The organism is Enterobacter huaxiensis (assembly GCF_003594935.2).
Taxonomy (GTDB): Bacteria; Pseudomonadota; Gammaproteobacteria; order Enterobacterales; family Enterobacteriaceae; genus Enterobacter; species Enterobacter huaxiensis.
In genome coordinates this window covers 2082023-2097338 of the sequence record NZ_CP043342.1, presented here as the reverse complement: position 1 = coordinate 2097338, position 15316 = coordinate 2082023, and the positions used below count along the sequence as shown (strand labels likewise).

General features: G+C 57.1%; 16 protein-coding genes. 6 read left to right on the top strand and 10 right to left on the bottom strand.

The features are described 5' to 3' along the window. Positions 1 to 47: 47 nt before the first annotated feature. Positions 48 to 1445 carry a NarK family nitrate/nitrite MFS transporter gene (locus D5067_RS10000; protein ID WP_119937680.1) on the bottom strand — a complete coding sequence of 466 codons (1398 nt, stop codon included), beginning with the start codon at positions 1443 to 1445 and terminating at the stop codon, positions 48 to 50. Between the two features lie 308 nt (positions 1446 to 1753). Here D5067_RS10000 and narX point away from each other — a divergent pair, with 308 nt between their 5' ends. Together narX and narL are read left to right on the top strand one after the other, a co-directional pair. Beyond that, positions 1754 to 3550: a nitrate/nitrite two-component system sensor histidine kinase NarX gene (narX, locus tag D5067_RS09995; RefSeq protein ID WP_119937679.1), complete on the top strand. Its 1797-nt coding sequence runs from the start codon at positions 1754 to 1756 to the stop codon at positions 3548 to 3550. Then, entirely contained in the window at positions 3543 to 4193 is a 651-nt protein-coding gene (narL, locus tag D5067_RS09990) for a two-component system response regulator NarL (protein WP_119937678.1), read from the top strand. Before narX ends, narL begins: the two co-directional genes overlap by 8 nt. 1 nt (position 4194) lies before the next feature. Here the strand turns inward: narL and D5067_RS09985 are convergent, their stop codons facing one another. Together D5067_RS09985 and D5067_RS09980 are read right to left on the bottom strand one after the other, a co-directional pair. Beyond that, on the bottom strand, positions 4195 to 5601 hold the full coding sequence (locus D5067_RS09985) for a YchO/YchP family invasin (protein WP_119937677.1): 1407 nt from the start codon (positions 5599 to 5601) through the stop codon (positions 4195 to 4197). Positions 5602 to 5756: 155 nt separating this feature from the next. After that, the gene (locus tag D5067_RS09980; RefSeq protein ID WP_279400998.1) at positions 5757 to 5885 is read right to left on the bottom strand and encodes a hypothetical protein; all 129 of its coding nucleotides are present in this window, start codon (positions 5883 to 5885) and stop codon (positions 5757 to 5759) included. Between the two features lie 115 nt (positions 5886 to 6000). Here D5067_RS09980 and D5067_RS09975 point away from each other — a divergent pair, with 115 nt between their 5' ends. The 3 genes from D5067_RS09975 (at position 6001) to D5067_RS09965 (ending at position 8679) form a co-directional block, all read left to right on the top strand. Next, entirely contained in the window at positions 6001 to 6354 is a 354-nt protein-coding gene (locus D5067_RS09975) for a DsrE/DsrF/TusD sulfur relay family protein (RefSeq protein ID WP_119937676.1), read from the top strand. Between the two features lie 106 nt (positions 6355 to 6460). Beyond that, positions 6461 to 8245, top strand: a complete 1785-nt coding sequence (locus D5067_RS09970; protein ID WP_119937675.1) for a methyl-accepting chemotaxis protein — start codon at positions 6461 to 6463, stop codon at positions 8243 to 8245. A 194-nt stretch (positions 8246 to 8439) separates the two neighbouring features. After that, entirely contained in the window at positions 8440 to 8679 is a 240-nt protein-coding gene (locus tag D5067_RS09965; protein WP_119937674.1) for a DUF1883 domain-containing protein, read from the top strand. Between the two features lie 30 nt (positions 8680 to 8709). Here the strand turns inward: D5067_RS09965 and D5067_RS09960 are convergent, their stop codons facing one another. Together D5067_RS09960 and chaB are read right to left on the bottom strand one after the other, a co-directional pair. After that, positions 8710 to 9405, bottom strand: coding sequence for a gamma-glutamylcyclotransferase (locus tag D5067_RS09960; protein WP_119937815.1), 696 nt, complete (start codon positions 9403 to 9405; stop codon positions 8710 to 8712). 177 nt (positions 9406 to 9582) lie between these two features. Next, positions 9583 to 9813: a putative cation transport regulator ChaB gene (gene chaB / locus D5067_RS09955; protein WP_119937673.1), complete on the bottom strand. Its 231-nt coding sequence runs from the start codon at positions 9811 to 9813 to the stop codon at positions 9583 to 9585. 270 nt (positions 9814 to 10083) lie between these two features. Here chaB and chaA point away from each other — a divergent pair, with 270 nt between their 5' ends. Beyond that, on the top strand, positions 10084 to 11184 hold the full coding sequence (gene chaA / locus D5067_RS09950) for a sodium-potassium/proton antiporter ChaA (protein WP_119937672.1): 1101 nt from the start codon (positions 10084 to 10086) through the stop codon (positions 11182 to 11184). A gap of 94 nt (positions 11185 to 11278) precedes the next feature. Here the strand turns inward: chaA and kdsA are convergent, their stop codons facing one another. The 5 genes from kdsA to prfA are packed head-to-tail and all read right to left on the bottom strand — an operon-like array spanning position 11279 to position 15284. Then, positions 11279 to 12133, bottom strand: coding sequence for a 3-deoxy-8-phosphooctulonate synthase (gene kdsA / locus D5067_RS09945; protein WP_119937671.1), 855 nt, complete (start codon positions 12131 to 12133; stop codon positions 11279 to 11281). Positions 12134 to 12169: 36 nt separating this feature from the next. Beyond that, positions 12170 to 12979: an invasion regulator SirB1 gene (sirB1, locus tag D5067_RS09940; protein ID WP_119937670.1), complete on the bottom strand. Its 810-nt coding sequence runs from the start codon at positions 12977 to 12979 to the stop codon at positions 12170 to 12172. 3 nt (positions 12980 to 12982) lie between these two features. Further along, complete coding sequence (sirB2, locus tag D5067_RS09935; protein ID WP_119937669.1) at positions 12983 to 13375, bottom strand: invasion regulator SirB2; 393 nt, start codon at positions 13373 to 13375, stop codon at positions 12983 to 12985. After that, a complete protein-coding gene (gene prmC / locus D5067_RS09930) occupies positions 13372 to 14202 on the bottom strand; it encodes a peptide chain release factor N(5)-glutamine methyltransferase (protein WP_119937668.1) in 831 nt (276 codons plus the stop codon). Before prmC ends, sirB2 begins: the two co-directional genes overlap by 4 nt. After that, positions 14202 to 15284 (bottom strand): peptide chain release factor 1, encoded by a 1083-nt coding sequence (gene prfA / locus D5067_RS09925; protein WP_119937667.1) that lies wholly within the window; start codon positions 15282 to 15284, stop codon positions 14202 to 14204. Before prfA ends, prmC begins: the two co-directional genes overlap by 1 nt. Between the last annotated feature and the right edge of the window lie 32 nt (positions 15285 to 15316).

The following is a 15316-nucleotide window of genomic DNA, read 5'->3' as shown; positions in this document are numbered from 1 at the left end:
TCATAAAAAAAGCGCGGCACTGAGGCCGCGCAAACGGATAATCAATCTTACTTATTTTTCTTGGTATTACGGCCATACACCAGCCACGTAATCACTACGCAGGCGATGTAGAAGACGAGGAACACTTTCATTGCCCCTGCCGGGGAGCCGGTCAGGTCCAGCGAGATCCCGAACGCTTTTGGGATAAAGAAGCCGCCAATGGCGCCGATAGCGGAGATAAAGCCCAGTGCCGCCGCGGTATCTGTCGCCGCTTCACGCATAGCCTGCTCTTCCGTTCCACCCTGCGCCTTTACGCGATCCATGGTCAGCTTGCGGAAAATAACGGAGATCATCTGGAAGGTAGAGGCACTGCCCAGCCCGGCCGTCAGGAACAGCACCATAAACACGCCGAAGAAGGCGAAGAAATTACCGCCCTGCCCGTCGACCGGCAGCGTCAGGAACAGCAGCGCGCAGAAGATAGCCATCACCACGAAGTTCACCAGGGTAACGCGGGTTCCGCCCAGACGGTCAGAAATCATCCCGCCCAGAGAACGCGCCAGCGCGCCGATAAACGGACCAAAGAACGCAAAGTGCAGGATCTGAATTTCCGGGAACTGGGTTTTCGACAGCATGGCAAAGCCTGCCGAGAAGCCGATGAACGAGCCGAAGGTTGCCAGATAGAGCAGCGCCATCACCCACAGGTGACCACGTTTAAGGACCGGAAGCTGCTCGCTCAGGGAGGCTTTAGACGCAGACAGGTCGTTCATAAAGAACCAGGACGCCAGCGTAAATATCACCAGGAACGGAACCCAAATCCAGGCCGCGTTCTGCAGGAACAGAGAGGAACCGTCCGGCTGCGTCACGCCACCGCCGCCAAAGGCAGCGAAGATGGATACAGAGATCGCCAGCGGTGCAATCAGCTGCATCACGCTCACGCCCATGTTGCCCAGGCCGCCGTTGATACCCAGCGCTCCGCCCTGCTTCGCTTTCGGGAAGAAGAAGCTGATGTTCGCCATGCTCGACGCAAAGTTTGCACCCGCAAAACCGCACAGCAGAGAGATAATCACGAACACGCTAAACGGCGTAGAGGTATCCTGCACCGCAAAACCTAACCAAACGCAAGGAACGATCATGATCCCGGTGCTGAACGCCGTCCAGCGGCGGCCGCCAAAGACCGGCACCATAAAGGCGTAAGGCACGCGCAAAAGCGCTCCCGACAATGACGGCAGCGCGGTCAGCATAAACAGCTGATCAGTGGTAAAGGTAAAGCCAACTTTTGGCAGATTTACCGCAACAGCACTAAACAACATCCATACGCAAAACGCTAACAGCAAACACGGGACGGAAATCCACAGGTTACGGCTGGCAACGCGATGGCCGCGCTGTTGCCAGAATGCCGGATCCTCCGGACGCCATTCTGTAATAACGGAACCACTTTCCTTTTCGGGAGCGGATGAGTGACTCATAGACACCTCTGATTCTTGAAAGATGCTGCAAACATTAGGGTTTTAGCGCGGCGGTAAGTTGATATAAATCAAAGGAAAAGTGGGAGGAATTGCGGTCAAAATAAAAGCATCACTCTAAATGAGTAGGTATTTCCGGCAAAAAAGATGTGGTTTATCACAGTGCTGAGGGTGACGTGCTACTCCCTCCCCCCAACCATTACCCCACTGGCAATTTAGAGGTAATCCTTTATTGGTATGGGTATACTCCAGGGTATGCACGAGAATAGCGCCATTCCTGCAACAGGTCACGTCAGGAGCCCGGCCCCCCTATGTTAAAAAGATGTCTTTCCCCGCTCACGCTGGTTAACCAGCTCGCGCTTATCGTTCTGCTGTCCACCGCTATCGGCGTGACCGGCATGGCTATTTCCGGCTGGCTGGTACAGGGCGTACAGGGTAATGCGCATGCCATTAACGAGGCAGGGTCGCTACGTATGCAGAGTTACCGCCTGCTGGCGGCAGTGCCGCTGACGCAGGACGACCAGCCGCTGATCGACGAAATGGAGCGTACCGCCTTCAGCCCGGAGCTGGAAAGAGCGGCTCACCGCGACGGTCAGGAATCCCAGCTTAAGGCGCTCCAGGGCTACTGGCACACGCAGCTTCAGCCGGGGTTAAAACAGGCGAAAAGCGCTGATACCGTTGCTCATGACGTTGCCGGCTTTGTTGCGCGCATTGATGCGCTGGTCTCCTCGTTCGACCAAACGACCGAAATGCGCATCGATCGCGTGGTGATGGTTCACCGGGCAATGGCGCTCTTTATGGGCCTGCTGCTGATCTTTACCATCATCTGGCTGCGCGCGCGGCTGCTGAATCCGTGGAAACAGCTGCTGGCAATGGCGCGGGCCGTTACGGACAGAGATTTCACCCAGCGCACGCACATCAGCGGGCGTAACGAGATGGCGATGCTGGGCCAGGCGCTCAACACCATGTCGGAAGAGCTTTCCGAAAGCTATGCGGTACTGGAACAACGCGTTCAGGAAAAAACCGCCGGGCTTGAGCAGAAAAACGAAATCCTCTCTTTCCTCTGGCAGGCTAACCGACGTCTGCATATGCAGGTTCCGCTGTGCGAGCGCCTCTCGCCGGTGCTGAACGGTCTGCAAAATCTTACGCTGCTGCACGATCTGGAGCTGCGCGTTTACGACGTTGAAGACGAAGAAAATCACCAGGAGTTCACCTGCCAGTCGGACATGTCCTGCGACGATAAAGGCTGTCACCTCTGCCCGCGCGGAATGCCACCTCTGACAACCGGCGGCACTACGCTGAAGTGGCGCCTGACGGACAGCCATACCCAGTACGGTATTTTGCTGGCGACGCTGCCTATCGGCCGTCATCTCAGCCATGACCAGCAGCAGCTGGTCGATACGCTGGTTGAGCAACTTACGGCCACGCTGGCGCTTGACCGGCATCAGGAGAAACAGCAGCAGCTGATCGTTATGGAGGAGCGCGCCACCATCGCCCGCGAACTTCACGACTCTATCGCGCAGTCCCTCTCCTGTATGAAAATGCAGGTGAGCTGCCTGCAGATGCAGGACGCGGGCATGCCGGAAAACAGCAAACAGCTGCTTAGCCAGATCCGCAACGAACTCAATACGTCCTGGATCCAGCTTCGCGAGCTGCTGACCACCTTCCGCCTGCAGCTGACCGAGCCGGGCCTGCGCCCAGCCCTGGAGTCCAGCTGCCATGAATTCAGTGCCCGGCTGGGGTTCCCGGTGAAGCTTGATTACCAGCTTCCGCCGCGTTTTGTTCCCTCCCATCAGGCCATTCATTTACTGCAAATCGCCCGTGAAGCCCTGAGCAACGTGCTCAAGCATTCCGGCGCGACGGCGGTAACCGTGACCGTAAGCGCCCACGATAATCAGGTGAAGCTCACGGTTCAGGATAACGGCTGCGGCGTGCCGGAAAATGCCGAAAGAACGAACCACTATGGTTTAATCATCATGCGAGATCGCGCGCAGAGCCTGCGCGGTGATTGCCAGGTTCGCCAGGGAGAGTCAGGTGGCACCGACGTCGTCGTCACCTTCATTCCCGAAAAGCCCCTTACAACTGCTCAAGGAGAAAACCATGACTAATCAGGAACCGGCATCCATCCTGTTGATCGATGACCATCCGATGCTGCGCACCGGCGTTAAGCAACTTGTCAGCATGGCGCCAGATATCACCGTCGTCGGTGAAGCCAGTAACGGCGAACAGGGTATTGAACTTGCCGAATCGCTCGATCCTGATTTAATTCTGCTCGATCTCAATATGCCGGGCATGAACGGCCTGGAGACGCTGGACAAGCTGCGCGAAAAATCCCTTTCCGGGCGCGTGGTGGTGTTTAGCGTTTCAAATCATGAGGAAGACGTGGTCACGGCGCTGAAACGCGGCGCGGACGGCTATCTGCTGAAAGATATGGAGCCAGAGGATCTGCTCAAGGCACTGCAGCAGGCCGCCGCCGGTGAGATGGTGCTAAGTGAAGCCTTAACGCCCGTACTGGCCGCCAGCCTGCGCGCAAACCGCGCAACCTCAGACCGTGACGTCAGCCAGCTGACCCCGCGTGAGCGCGATATTCTGAAGCTGATTGCCCAGGGCCTGCCCAATAAAATGATCGCCCGCCGTCTGGATATCACTGAAAGTACGGTGAAAGTGCATGTGAAACACATGCTGAAGAAAATGAAGTTAAAATCCCGCGTCGAAGCCGCCGTGTGGGTGCATCAGGACCGCATTTTTTAACTTACTCCTCCGGCAGCAACTTCCACCGTGGATCGTCGTTCGGCAATGCAACGAGCGGCTGCACCACGGTAAGCGTGATCTCATTGGAAGAGACACGCTGCCCATTCTCATCTTCCACCACTGCCGACAGGCGCCACTGGTTTTTCGCACCGTCACCGTCATTCCAGGCAGGCATGATCGCGCTCCAGCCCTCGCTGCTGTTGCTTTTCGCCGGTGACGTCAGGCTCAGTGCCTGCGTATCGCCCTGCCAGTGGATCTGACGGATGCCGTGCGTGCTGCGAATTTGCAGCTTCAGCATCACGGTCTCCCCGCCCTTCAGGTCCCACGGCGGCGTGGCAAGATAAACGGATAGCGTTTTGCGCTGACGAAACTCCATAACCGGAAGGTTATCCCGCTCTGGTGAATCATAGCGGCTGCCGCGCAGCGAGCGCGTTGCCGCCACCTCGCTGGCAGAGAGCTGTTTCGCCAGCGGAACGCCGAAGCGATAGTTTAGCTTCAGCCCCAGGTTATTCTGGCTGACGCCACTTTCGCCCTGTTTGTGCGCGGCAGAAAGCGTGACCAGCGGAACGGGCGTATAATCCAGCCCCAGGTTGACCGCCATCGGGTTGTGATACCCGGTCCCGCTGTTAAACAGATCGACGCTGTCGCCAAAATACTGCTCAAAGCTGACGCTGGTATTCAGATGATGGAACCAGGGCAGCCAGGCTTTGGCGGTGACATCGTATCCGCGGGCCATACGCTGCTCCTGAACGTCCGAGCTGTCTCGCCAGCTGGCAAACGGCTGGTAGTAGTTGGCAGAGAGGCGGAGATTTTCTCCCCACGCTTCGGCACCCAGCCCGGCACGCTGGAGGTTTTCATCCAGCAAATTGTCGTAAAACGTGTTGTAGCCCAGCAGCCAGCGTCCGGCGATCCAGCGCTGCCCTATTCCGGCATTACTGACCAGTCCGTCCTTTTGCTGGGTCAGGCCAAGCTGGCTCCAGCTCAGATAGCGATTATTATCACTCCATGGAATAAACCAGCTTCCGCTGCTGCCGTTGAATCTCCCCTCGTCATCCACCAGCAGATTCACGCTGGCCTTACCCAGCGGCGAGAGCCAGGATTCAATGCGATCGTTAACTTCCCCGCTCACCACGTCACGGACCTGACCAAACGCGAACTGACGTGCCTGCTCGCCCGTCGTCAGGCCGTTATCGGTCATACTGGCCTCGCCAAAGGCTTTTGCCATTTCGGCCAGGTGTTTCTCGCCTTCAGCTGTAGGTTTCGCCATGCCGAGATCCGGCAGGTTATCACCGTTATTATCAAACGGATTTTGCGCCTGCTGCATAAAGGAATTCGGCGCACCGTAAACGGCTCCAGCCGAAATAAGGGGGAGTAAGAACAGCGAACGAATGCGGGACCAAACAGCCATCAAGGTCGTAAATCTAAGCCTGTGTAAATGAATAAACTCTTATTATGTTAACGCCATCACGCGCGAATTGCAGTCTGATTGGAAATTTCAGGAATAACCTGAAAACTACTGTCGGGTGGCGGCTGCGCCTTACCCGACCTACGGGGTCGGCACGCTTATGCAGTTCGGGTAAGCGTGAGCGCCACCAGCTCTTTGCCCTGCATCAGGCTGTAAAGTGCAACAAAACGGCCCGCGATTTGCGGATCGTCAATGCTGTCGCTGAGCTGAGGGACGATACTGAGCATATGCACTAGCGCGCCGGGCGATTAGCCTGCCACTATCGTCATTTTATCTCCTCCGGATCGGTACAGTTCGGGGAGTTAAGCATTATCCGCGCCTTTTAACAGAACAGGAGTCATCATGCAGAAGATTGTCATCATCGCCAACGGCGCAGCCTACGGCAGCGAATCACTTTTTAACAGCCTGCGGCTGGCCATTGCCCTGCGCGATCGAGACAGTGCGCCCGAACTGCGCCTCTTTTTGATGTCTGACGCCGTCACGGCGGGACTGAAGGGGCAGAAACCGGCCGAGGGCTACAATATTCAGCAGATGCTCGAGATCCTGACGGCGCAGGATGTCCCGGTCAAACTGTGTAAAACCTGCACGGACGGGCGCGGCATTACCGCTCTTCCGCTGATTGAGGGCGTGGAAATTGGCACGCTTGTCGAGCTGGCAGAATGGACTCTTACCGCTGACAAAGTATTAACTTTCTAATAATAAACATATAAAAATATTATTTTCTTATGGACGCGGTTTCAGCATCAAGTTTACCTGCTCGCCTGCCGATAGGCATGGAAACAACACAGCAGGTATTTCACTTATGTTCAGGTCCATTCGTGCTCGCATCATCGCCGCGACGACAGGCTGTCTGGTCGTCGCCCTTCTTCTTAATACCGTCATTAACTTCCAGGTCACGCGTCAGGATAACCAGCAGTCACAGCGCGATATCCTGAACAGCACCAGCGCCAGCCACAACATGGCGATTGCCGACTGGGTAGGCAGCAAAATGGCGGTAATCGCCTCAGCCCAGCCCATTGCCCTGAGCGACGATCCGGTTCCCGTCTTTAAACAGCTTGCGCAGGCGGGCGGGTTCACTAACGTCTACGTGGGCTATGCCGGTAAAACGGCAAAATTCTCCGATCCTGCCGGCGTGCCTGCGGATTACGACCCAACCGTTCGCCCGTGGTATCAGCAGGCGGCCAGCGCCGGTGCGCCCGTCGTTACCGCGCCGTATGTCGATGCCGGTACCGGCAAGCTGGTGGTCACCTTCGCATTGCCGGTGAAAAAGAATGGCGAGCTGAAGGCGGTCGTCGCGGGGGATGTGGCGATGGACAGCGTGGTCGCTAACGTGCGCGGCATCCACCCGACACCGGCCAGCAGCGGCCTACTGATCGACAGCGATGGCACTATTATTGCCGCCAACGATCCGGTGCTCACGCTGAAGCCCTTTAGTGAAGCCATCAAGGGCGTCGACCTGGCGGCGCTGAAAAGCGGAAACCTGGTCGACGGCACGTTCAGCGGGGTGGAAAAAACCTTTGCCGCCACGGCGGTGCCGGGCACCACGTGGATGCTGATCGTCGCGCTCGATAACAACGACGCTACTTCCGGCATGCGTTCTTTACTGAAAGCCTCGGCCCTCTCGCTGGTGATCCTGGCCTTGCTGAGCGGCGCCATCGTTCATTTCCTGATTGCCCGCCTGCTGAAACGTCTGTCGGAAATCCGCGACGCCATGCATAGCATCGCCAACGGCACCAACGATCTGTCCCGGCGCCTGCCCGACAGCGGCGAGGATGAAGTGGCGCAGATCGCGCAGGCGTTTAACGCCTTCAGCGACAAGCTTGCGGTGGTCATGGTGCAGCTGCGCGACGCCAGCGACTCGGTGAAAAACGCGGCGCGGGAAATTGCGGCAGGTAATCAGGATCTCTCCGGGCGTACCGAGCAGGCGGCCTCCAGCCTTCGCGAAACCGCCAGCGCCGTTGAGGAAATTACCGCCTCGGTGACGCAGTCGAACGCGTCCGCGGCGCAGGCCAACGATCAGGCGGGCATTGCCTCCGCGGCCGCGTCGCGCGGCGGCGACGTGGTCTCACAGGCCATCAGCACCATGCAGTCGATTGAAGTGGCGTCAGCCAAAATCGGTGATATCACCAGCGTTATTGACGGTATTGCCTTCCAGACCAATATTCTGGCGCTGAACGCCTCGGTAGAAGCGGCGCGTGCCGGTGAACAGGGGCGCGGCTTTGCGGTGGTTGCCGGCGAAGTGCGTAACCTCGCCAGCCGGAGCGCCCAGGCGGCCAGGGAGATCAAGACGCTTATCGACTCCACGACCCACAGCGTGGCTACTGGTTCTCGCTACGTTCACCTGGCGGGCGAAAGCATGGATGAGATCCGCTCAAGCATCGTCAGCGTGACCGGCATCATGCGCGAAATCTCTATCGCCACCAGCGAGCAGATGAAAGGCATTCACGAAATCAACCATGCGGTAACGCACCTCGACCGCATGGTTCAGCAGAATGCCGAGCTGGTGGTGCAGTCCGCTGCGGCAGCCAGCGCCCTGCAGAGCCAGGCGGGCGACCTTGCTGAAACGGCCGGGCATTTCCGCATTTAATTTTCTTCCCGCGCGCGTTTCGCAGGCGAAACGCGCGTAAGCTGAATGCTTTCAGGGATTTTGTCATTTTTGTTTAAACGTTATGCCATTTTTTGATCAAAATCAGCATCCGTCAGCCTCCCCTTTGGTGTTATGCAGTGAGTAATTTGTGAACAACATCACGCTCAGAAAGCGCATTAACGACGGGGTAAAACATGGCACGGGTGAAAACAAGTTTGAAATTGTTTGGCGGGGATACGGTAGTGGTACGCTGCTCAGAGCGTTGCCGTATTCATCTGATGAGTTCAACGACGCAAACGCAGTCGCAGGCGGATATTCTGACGGTGCAGGATGACAAGGCGTGGCTGACCGTGCCCTATACCGGCACGTGGGACGTCCTGATTGACAGCCACAGCCAGTCGCTGGAGCATTCCGTCAGCTACGTTGCCGCATAAAAACAGACGCCCGGCCAGCCGGGCGTTTTTTCAGGCAAACCCCGGACGCAGCGGGTTATTCAGCGAGTTTCCTTCGAGCAGCGTTTTTACCTTCATCACCAGCTCATTCAGGCTGTCGTCCCTCATGCCGAGGCGAGTCAGCTCCTGATCGAGTGAGAAGAGATACTGCGCGTTGGTCCCCAGCGGCCCGCTGGCGGCGGCAATCAGCGGAGCAATCACCTGCGTGCGGGTATCCGCTTCATACAGCGGGTGGCGCGGGTCCATGATAAACACCAGCGCGTTGACGAGGCGACCGTCGTCAAGTTCCAGCCTGCACCAGCTCGGCATGTAGCAGCCGGTGATCATTTCACGCTTCCAGAGCAGCGTTAGCTCATCTTCAAGCGTCACATCCGGCAGGCGATAGGCGACGCCCGTGGTGCGCCCGCCCTCTTTCAGTGCAAGCATCCGTCCCGGCTGACATGCGCTGCCGCGTCCGGCCGTCAGGCGCAGACAGAATGCGCGATGCCAGCCCGGGAGCGTACCCGTTGCCGATTCGACAAACTCCAGAGCCGGGTTCCACATCAGTGAACCGTAGCCAAAAATCCATACCGGGCCGTCATCCGGACGGCACGACAGCGTCGCAGCAAGCGACGCCGCACGTTGTTCAGCCGACCAGAGAAGCGATTCCTCAATAGCACCAAATGCCGTCTTACAATCTGCCTTCATTAAGAAATCACGCGTTAACACTTTCCACCTCCGCCACTGCATGCTTCCTTGCGACATCTGTAATTCGCCTTCCCGGCATTAGTTGCTGTTCATTTTAACAGCAGTCCGTCAACGATAAGCAATTCACGGGCCAGTTGCAATACAGCGGAAGATGAACCGCCTGAAAAGTCAAAATGAAGGCAGCTTATTATTTCGCGGCTATTTCTTTTTATGCCATTTATCATCGTCACCTTTCTCATAGTCATGCTTTACGGCGGCCCATGCGACTTTGTGTGCGGTTTCTTCGCGGCTGGCGTCATCCCGTCGATCGTCCTTGTCTTTGTATCGATCCCAGGCGCTATTAAAGGCTTCTTTATAGATATCCTGCGCATGGGCGGGGAGCACGTGTTGTACGCTCTCGGGTAATTCACGTTTCGTTTTGTACGGCATCGCTAACCTCTCTTTTTGCTAAAGAGTTAAGTGTGGGCGACGATACCGCCAGGTGCCAGTGCAATTTAAATTATGCGTACATCACTGAACTAATCATCTGTTATATAATAGCTATTTAGCGATAACTCATTTTTATAAGCATCAGATTGTCTTTTTCCTATTAACAGTAAAAGTGAGTAAAAATTCAAGGGTATTTAACAGAGATCTGTTAGTTTAATGACCTCAAAAATCTATCTATAATTACAAGCACCTGCATTGATGGAGAAGCACATGACAGCAGCACACGAGGCGGTAAAGACCCGCCACAAGGAGACGTCTCTCATTTTCCCGGTTCTGGCACTGGCTGTGCTGGTCTTCTGGGGAAGCAGTCAGTCACTGCCAGTGGTGGTTGGTATCAATATTCTTGCGCTGGTGGGCATTTTAACCAGCGCCTTTAGCGTGGTGCGCCACGCGGATGTCTTAGCCCACCGTCTGGGCGAGCCGTACGGTTCATTAATCCTCAGCCTGTCCGTTGTGATCCTTGAAGTCAGTCTGATCTCTGCGCTGATGGCAACCGGCGACGCCGCGCCAACCCTGATGCGCGATACGCTCTATTCCATCATCATGATCGTCACCGGCGGTCTGGTCGGCTTTTCCCTGCTGCTGGGCGGTCGCAAATTCGCCACTCAGTATATGAACCTGTTTGGCATTAAGCAGTATCTCATCGCCCTTTTTCCGCTGGCGATTATCGTGCTGGTGTTCCCGATGGCGCTGCCGGGTGCAAACTTCACTACCGGCCAGGCGCTGCTGGTCGCGCTGATTTCTGCGGCCATGTACGGCGTATTCTTGCTGATTCAGACCAAAACGCACCAGAGCCTGTTTGTTTACGAGCATGAAGACGACGGCGACGACGACGACCCGCACCATGGCAAGCCCTCAGCGCACAGCAGCGCCTGGCATACCGTCTGGCTGATCGTGCATCTTATTGCGGTTATCGCCGTTACCAAGATGAACGCCAACCCGCTGGAGACCCTGTTAACCGAGCTAAACGCGCCGGTGGCGTTTACCGGCTTCCTGGTCGCGTTGCTTATCCTGTCACCTGAAGGCCTGGGCGCGCTGAAAGCGGTACTGAACAATCAGGTGCAGCGTGCGATGAACCTGTTCTTCGGCTCCGTGCTGGCGACCATATCCCTGACCGTTCCGGTAGTAACGCTGATTGCCTTTATGACCGGTAATGACCTGCATTTTGCGCTGGGTGCGCCTGAGATGATTGTGATGGTGGCGTCGCTGCTGCTGTGCCAGATTTCGTTCTCCACCGGACGCACGAATGTGCTGAACGGTGCGGCGCATATGGCCTTGTTTATTGCGTATTTGATGACGATCTTTGCGTGAAATTGATCCGGTGCGGCCTGATGCCCTCACCCCAACCCTCTCCCGGTGGGAGAGGGAGAAAACATAAAAAAACCCGCCGAAGCGGGTTTTTTTATTAGTTGCTGGTATCCAGCTCCTCGAAGTTCTTCACCAGATCGTCAATCGCTTTGATCTGCTTCAGGAACGGCTCCAGCTTGTCCAGCGGCAGCGCGGACGGGCCGTCGCATTTCGCGTTGGCCGGATCCGGGTGTGCTTCAATGAACAGGCCCGCCAGGCCGGTCGCCATGCCCGCACGCGCCAGCTCGGTCACCTGGGCGCGACGGCCGCCTGATGCCGCGCCAAACGGGTCGCGGCACTGCAGAGCGTGGGTCACGTCGAAGATCACCGGAGACTGGCCGGAGACGTTTTTCATCACGCTGAAGCCCAGCATGTCCACAACCAGGTTGTCGTAACCGAAGTTAGCGCCACGGTCGCACAGGATAATCTGGTCGTTGCCGCCTTCGATAAACTTATCGACGATATTGCCCATCTGGCCAGGGCTCACGAACTGCGGTTTTTTCACGTTGATCACGGCACCGGTTTTCGCCATCGCGGCAACCAGGTCGGTCTGGCGAGCCAGGAACGCAGGAAGCTGGATCACGTCAACCACGTCTGCTACCGGCTGCGCCTGAGACGCTTCGTGCACGTCGGTGATCACTTTCACGCCAAAGGTCTGCTTCAGCTCCTGGAAAATCTTCATCCCTTCTTCCAGGCCCGGGCCGCGGTAAGAGTTGATAGAGGAGCGGTTGGCTTTGTCAAAAGAGGCTTTGAACACGTAAGGGATGCCCAGCTTTTGGGTCACGGTCACGTAGTGCTCGCAGATGCGCATGGCGAGATCGCGGGATTCCAGCACGTTCATGCCGCCAAACAGCACGAACGGCAGGTCGTTTGCTACCTTGATGTCACCAATGCTAACCACTTTTTGTTTCATAGGATCGCCTTATTCAGGTGTGAATCGGAATTAAGATTAATGCAGTGTAATTTGTTTGTGCGAAATAGCGGTAATCTGCGCGCGGATCATTTCGCTGATCGGATCCTCCGGGCACTGCTCGACGAAATAGCTCAGGTCGTTCAGCGCCACGTGCTCGCAGTCCAGCTGCGCATAAATCAGGCCACGATCGCGAATTTCGTACGGATCTTCCGGGTTAAACTGCAGCAGCACTTCACTGGCACGTAAGGCCAGCTCCATCTGACGCTCTTCCATAAGCGCAGACTTCAGCGTATCCAGCAGCTTGCGGATCACTTCGGCGTTATCCGCTTCGTCGAGATCTTCGTTGAAGAGCTCGGCGACCGGGCTGATGTTGCCTTTCAGCCACACGTCAAGCGTGTGCTCGTCCAGCGTGTCGCCGTTAAACGGGTTGATTAACCACATCTCCCCGTCCAGCCACTCCGCGCGCAGGATCATCTGCGTCGGGAAGATGACCGGCACCAGCGGAATATCCAGACGGTGCGCGACCCACAGCAAAATAGACCCCAGCGCAACGGCGCTGCCCTGACGATTTTTTAAGACCTGGTCCAGCCATAATGCGTCAGACAGGCGATACACGCCACGCGTGTCGCAGAAACCCCATTCGCCGTAGAAAAGTTCAATTAACTTCTCTAACTGCCAGTCCTGCGGACGCGCCTGATTGATCTCTTCACGCGCCAGGCTGACCAGACTCTCCAGCTCGTCGTAGACGTACTGCGACGTAAAATCGTCGCGAATCATCTCAGAAATCAGGACCATGCCATCGCAGAGCGGCACTTTGTTAAATTCGAAATCGGCTAAGGACCTCATGACTTACCCCAGTAACGGTATTCTAGTGGTGGCGAGTTTAATGATGATGTACAGCACCACCAGACCCAGCATAAAGGCAATAAAGCCCGCCTGCTGGCTGCGCGGACGACGACGCCCAAGCGCGATAAAACCCAAAACGATGTAGATGATAACGCCAAACAGCTTTTCAGTCAGCCATGCGCCTTTATCAGTAAATGGCAGATAGCCGGTCTTCCACATTAAGCCTGCGCCTGAAAGGAACAGCACCGTATCTATACAGTGCGGCGCAATGCGCACCCAGCGGGCGTCAATCATGGGATTATTGCTGTAGCGCCAGCCGTAGCGGACGACAAAAAAGCCGATGGTGAGCGCAACGGCAATCAGGTGAACGGCGAGCAGCACGTTAAACAAACTCATGACCACTGGCCCAGCGTCAGGCGCTCATTGCCGCCATAGTCGCGACAGGTTTCCACTGCGGTGTAACCTGCAGTGGCGAACAGCGCGCGCACGGCTTCGCCCTGCGTCCAGCCATGTTCCACCAGCAGCCAGCCGCCGGGAAGCAAATGCTTTCGTGACGTTGTCACAATGTGATCAAGATCGGCCAAACCCGCGTTGGCTGCAACCAGCGCGGTGAGCGGCTCAAAACGCACATCGCCCTGCGCCAGGTGCGGGTCGCGTTCGTCGATGTAAGGCGGGTTGCTGACTATCATGTCAAACGCCCGATCGTCCAGCGCGGTAAACCAGCTGCTTTGCAGCACCGTCACGTTGCTGGCCTCAAGACGTTCCACGTTACGCCGCGCCAGCGCCACGGCGTCGGGCATCACGTCCACCGCCGTCACCGTGCAGTCGGGCCGCTCGCTGGCCAGCGCCAGCGCGATCGCGCCCGTGCCGGTACCGAGATCGAGAATCGAACAGCCCGCTGCGGGTAGACGCGCCAGCGCCTGCTCCACCAGGCACTCGGTGTCCGGACGCGGGATCAGGGTGGCGGCCGAGACATAAAGCGGCAGCGACCAGAACTCGCGCTCGCCAACCAGATGCGCCACCGGCTCGCCGATTTTACGGCGCGCAAGCAGCGCGTCAAGCTGCGACTGTTGTTCAGCTGTCAGCTCGGTTTCGCCGAAAGCCAGCAGATACGTGCGGGCTTTCCCCGTGACGTACTCCAGCAAAATTTCGGCGTCGCGCTTCGGGCTTTCACTTTCAGAAAGCGCACTGGCGGCATGGCGTAACCAGTGTTGAAAATCCATTATTCCTGCTCGGACAGCGCCGCCAGCTGGTCGGCCTGATATTCCTGCACGATAGGCTCAATCAGCATATCGAGCTTGCCTTCCATTGTTTCATCCAGACGGTACAGCGTCAGGTTGATACGGTGGTCCGTCACGCGGCCCTGCGGGAAGTTATAGGTACGGTTACGATCGCTGCGATCGCCGCTGCCCAGCAGGTTACGGCGGGTAGAGGCTTCCGCCTGCTGGCGCTTCGTCATTTCAGCGGCGCGGATACGTGAACCCAGAACGGACAAGGCTTTGGCTTTGTTTTTGTGCTGGGAACGCTCGTCCTGACACTCTACCACGATGCCGGTTGGCAGGTGGGTAATGCGGATGGCGGAGTCGGTGGTGTTAACGTGCTGACCGCCCGCCCCCGAGGAGCGGAAGGTATCGATGCGCAGGTCCGCAGGGTTAATATCCGGCAGTTCCGCTTCCGGCACCTCCGGCATGACCGCAACCGTGCAGGCGGAGGTATGAATTCGCCCCTGTGATTCGGTCGCCGGAACGCGCTGCACGCGGTGGCCGCCGGATTCAAACTTCAGGCGCCCATAAACGCCGTCACCGCTGATTTTCGCGATAACCTCTTTGTAACCGCCATGCTCGCCTTCGTTGGCGCTCATGATCTCCACGCGCCAGCGGCGCGCTTCGGCGTAGCGGCTGTACATGCGGAACAGGTCGCCGGCAAACAGCGCGGCTTCGTCACCGCCGGTCCCGGCGCGGACTTCAACAAACGCGTTGCGCTCGTCGTCAGGATCTTTAGGCAGCAGCAGGACCTGGAGCTGCTGCTCCATCTCTTCCGAACGCGCCTTCGCGTCCTGCAACTCTTCCTGCGCCATCTCGCGCATTTCAGGGTCGTCGAGCATCATCTGCGCGGTTTCAATGTCTTCCTGAACCTGTCGCCAGTCGGTAAAGCATTTTGAAACATCACTTAACTGCGCGTATTCACGCGACAGCGCGCGAAAACGTTCCTGGTCTGCAATAGTCCCGGCATCACCGAGCAGCGCCTGTACTTCTTCATGGCGCTCGTGCAGAGCTTCCAGTTTGGCGACGATAGAAGGCTTCATAGGCGTAAATGCACCTTGTAATAGAAAATGGG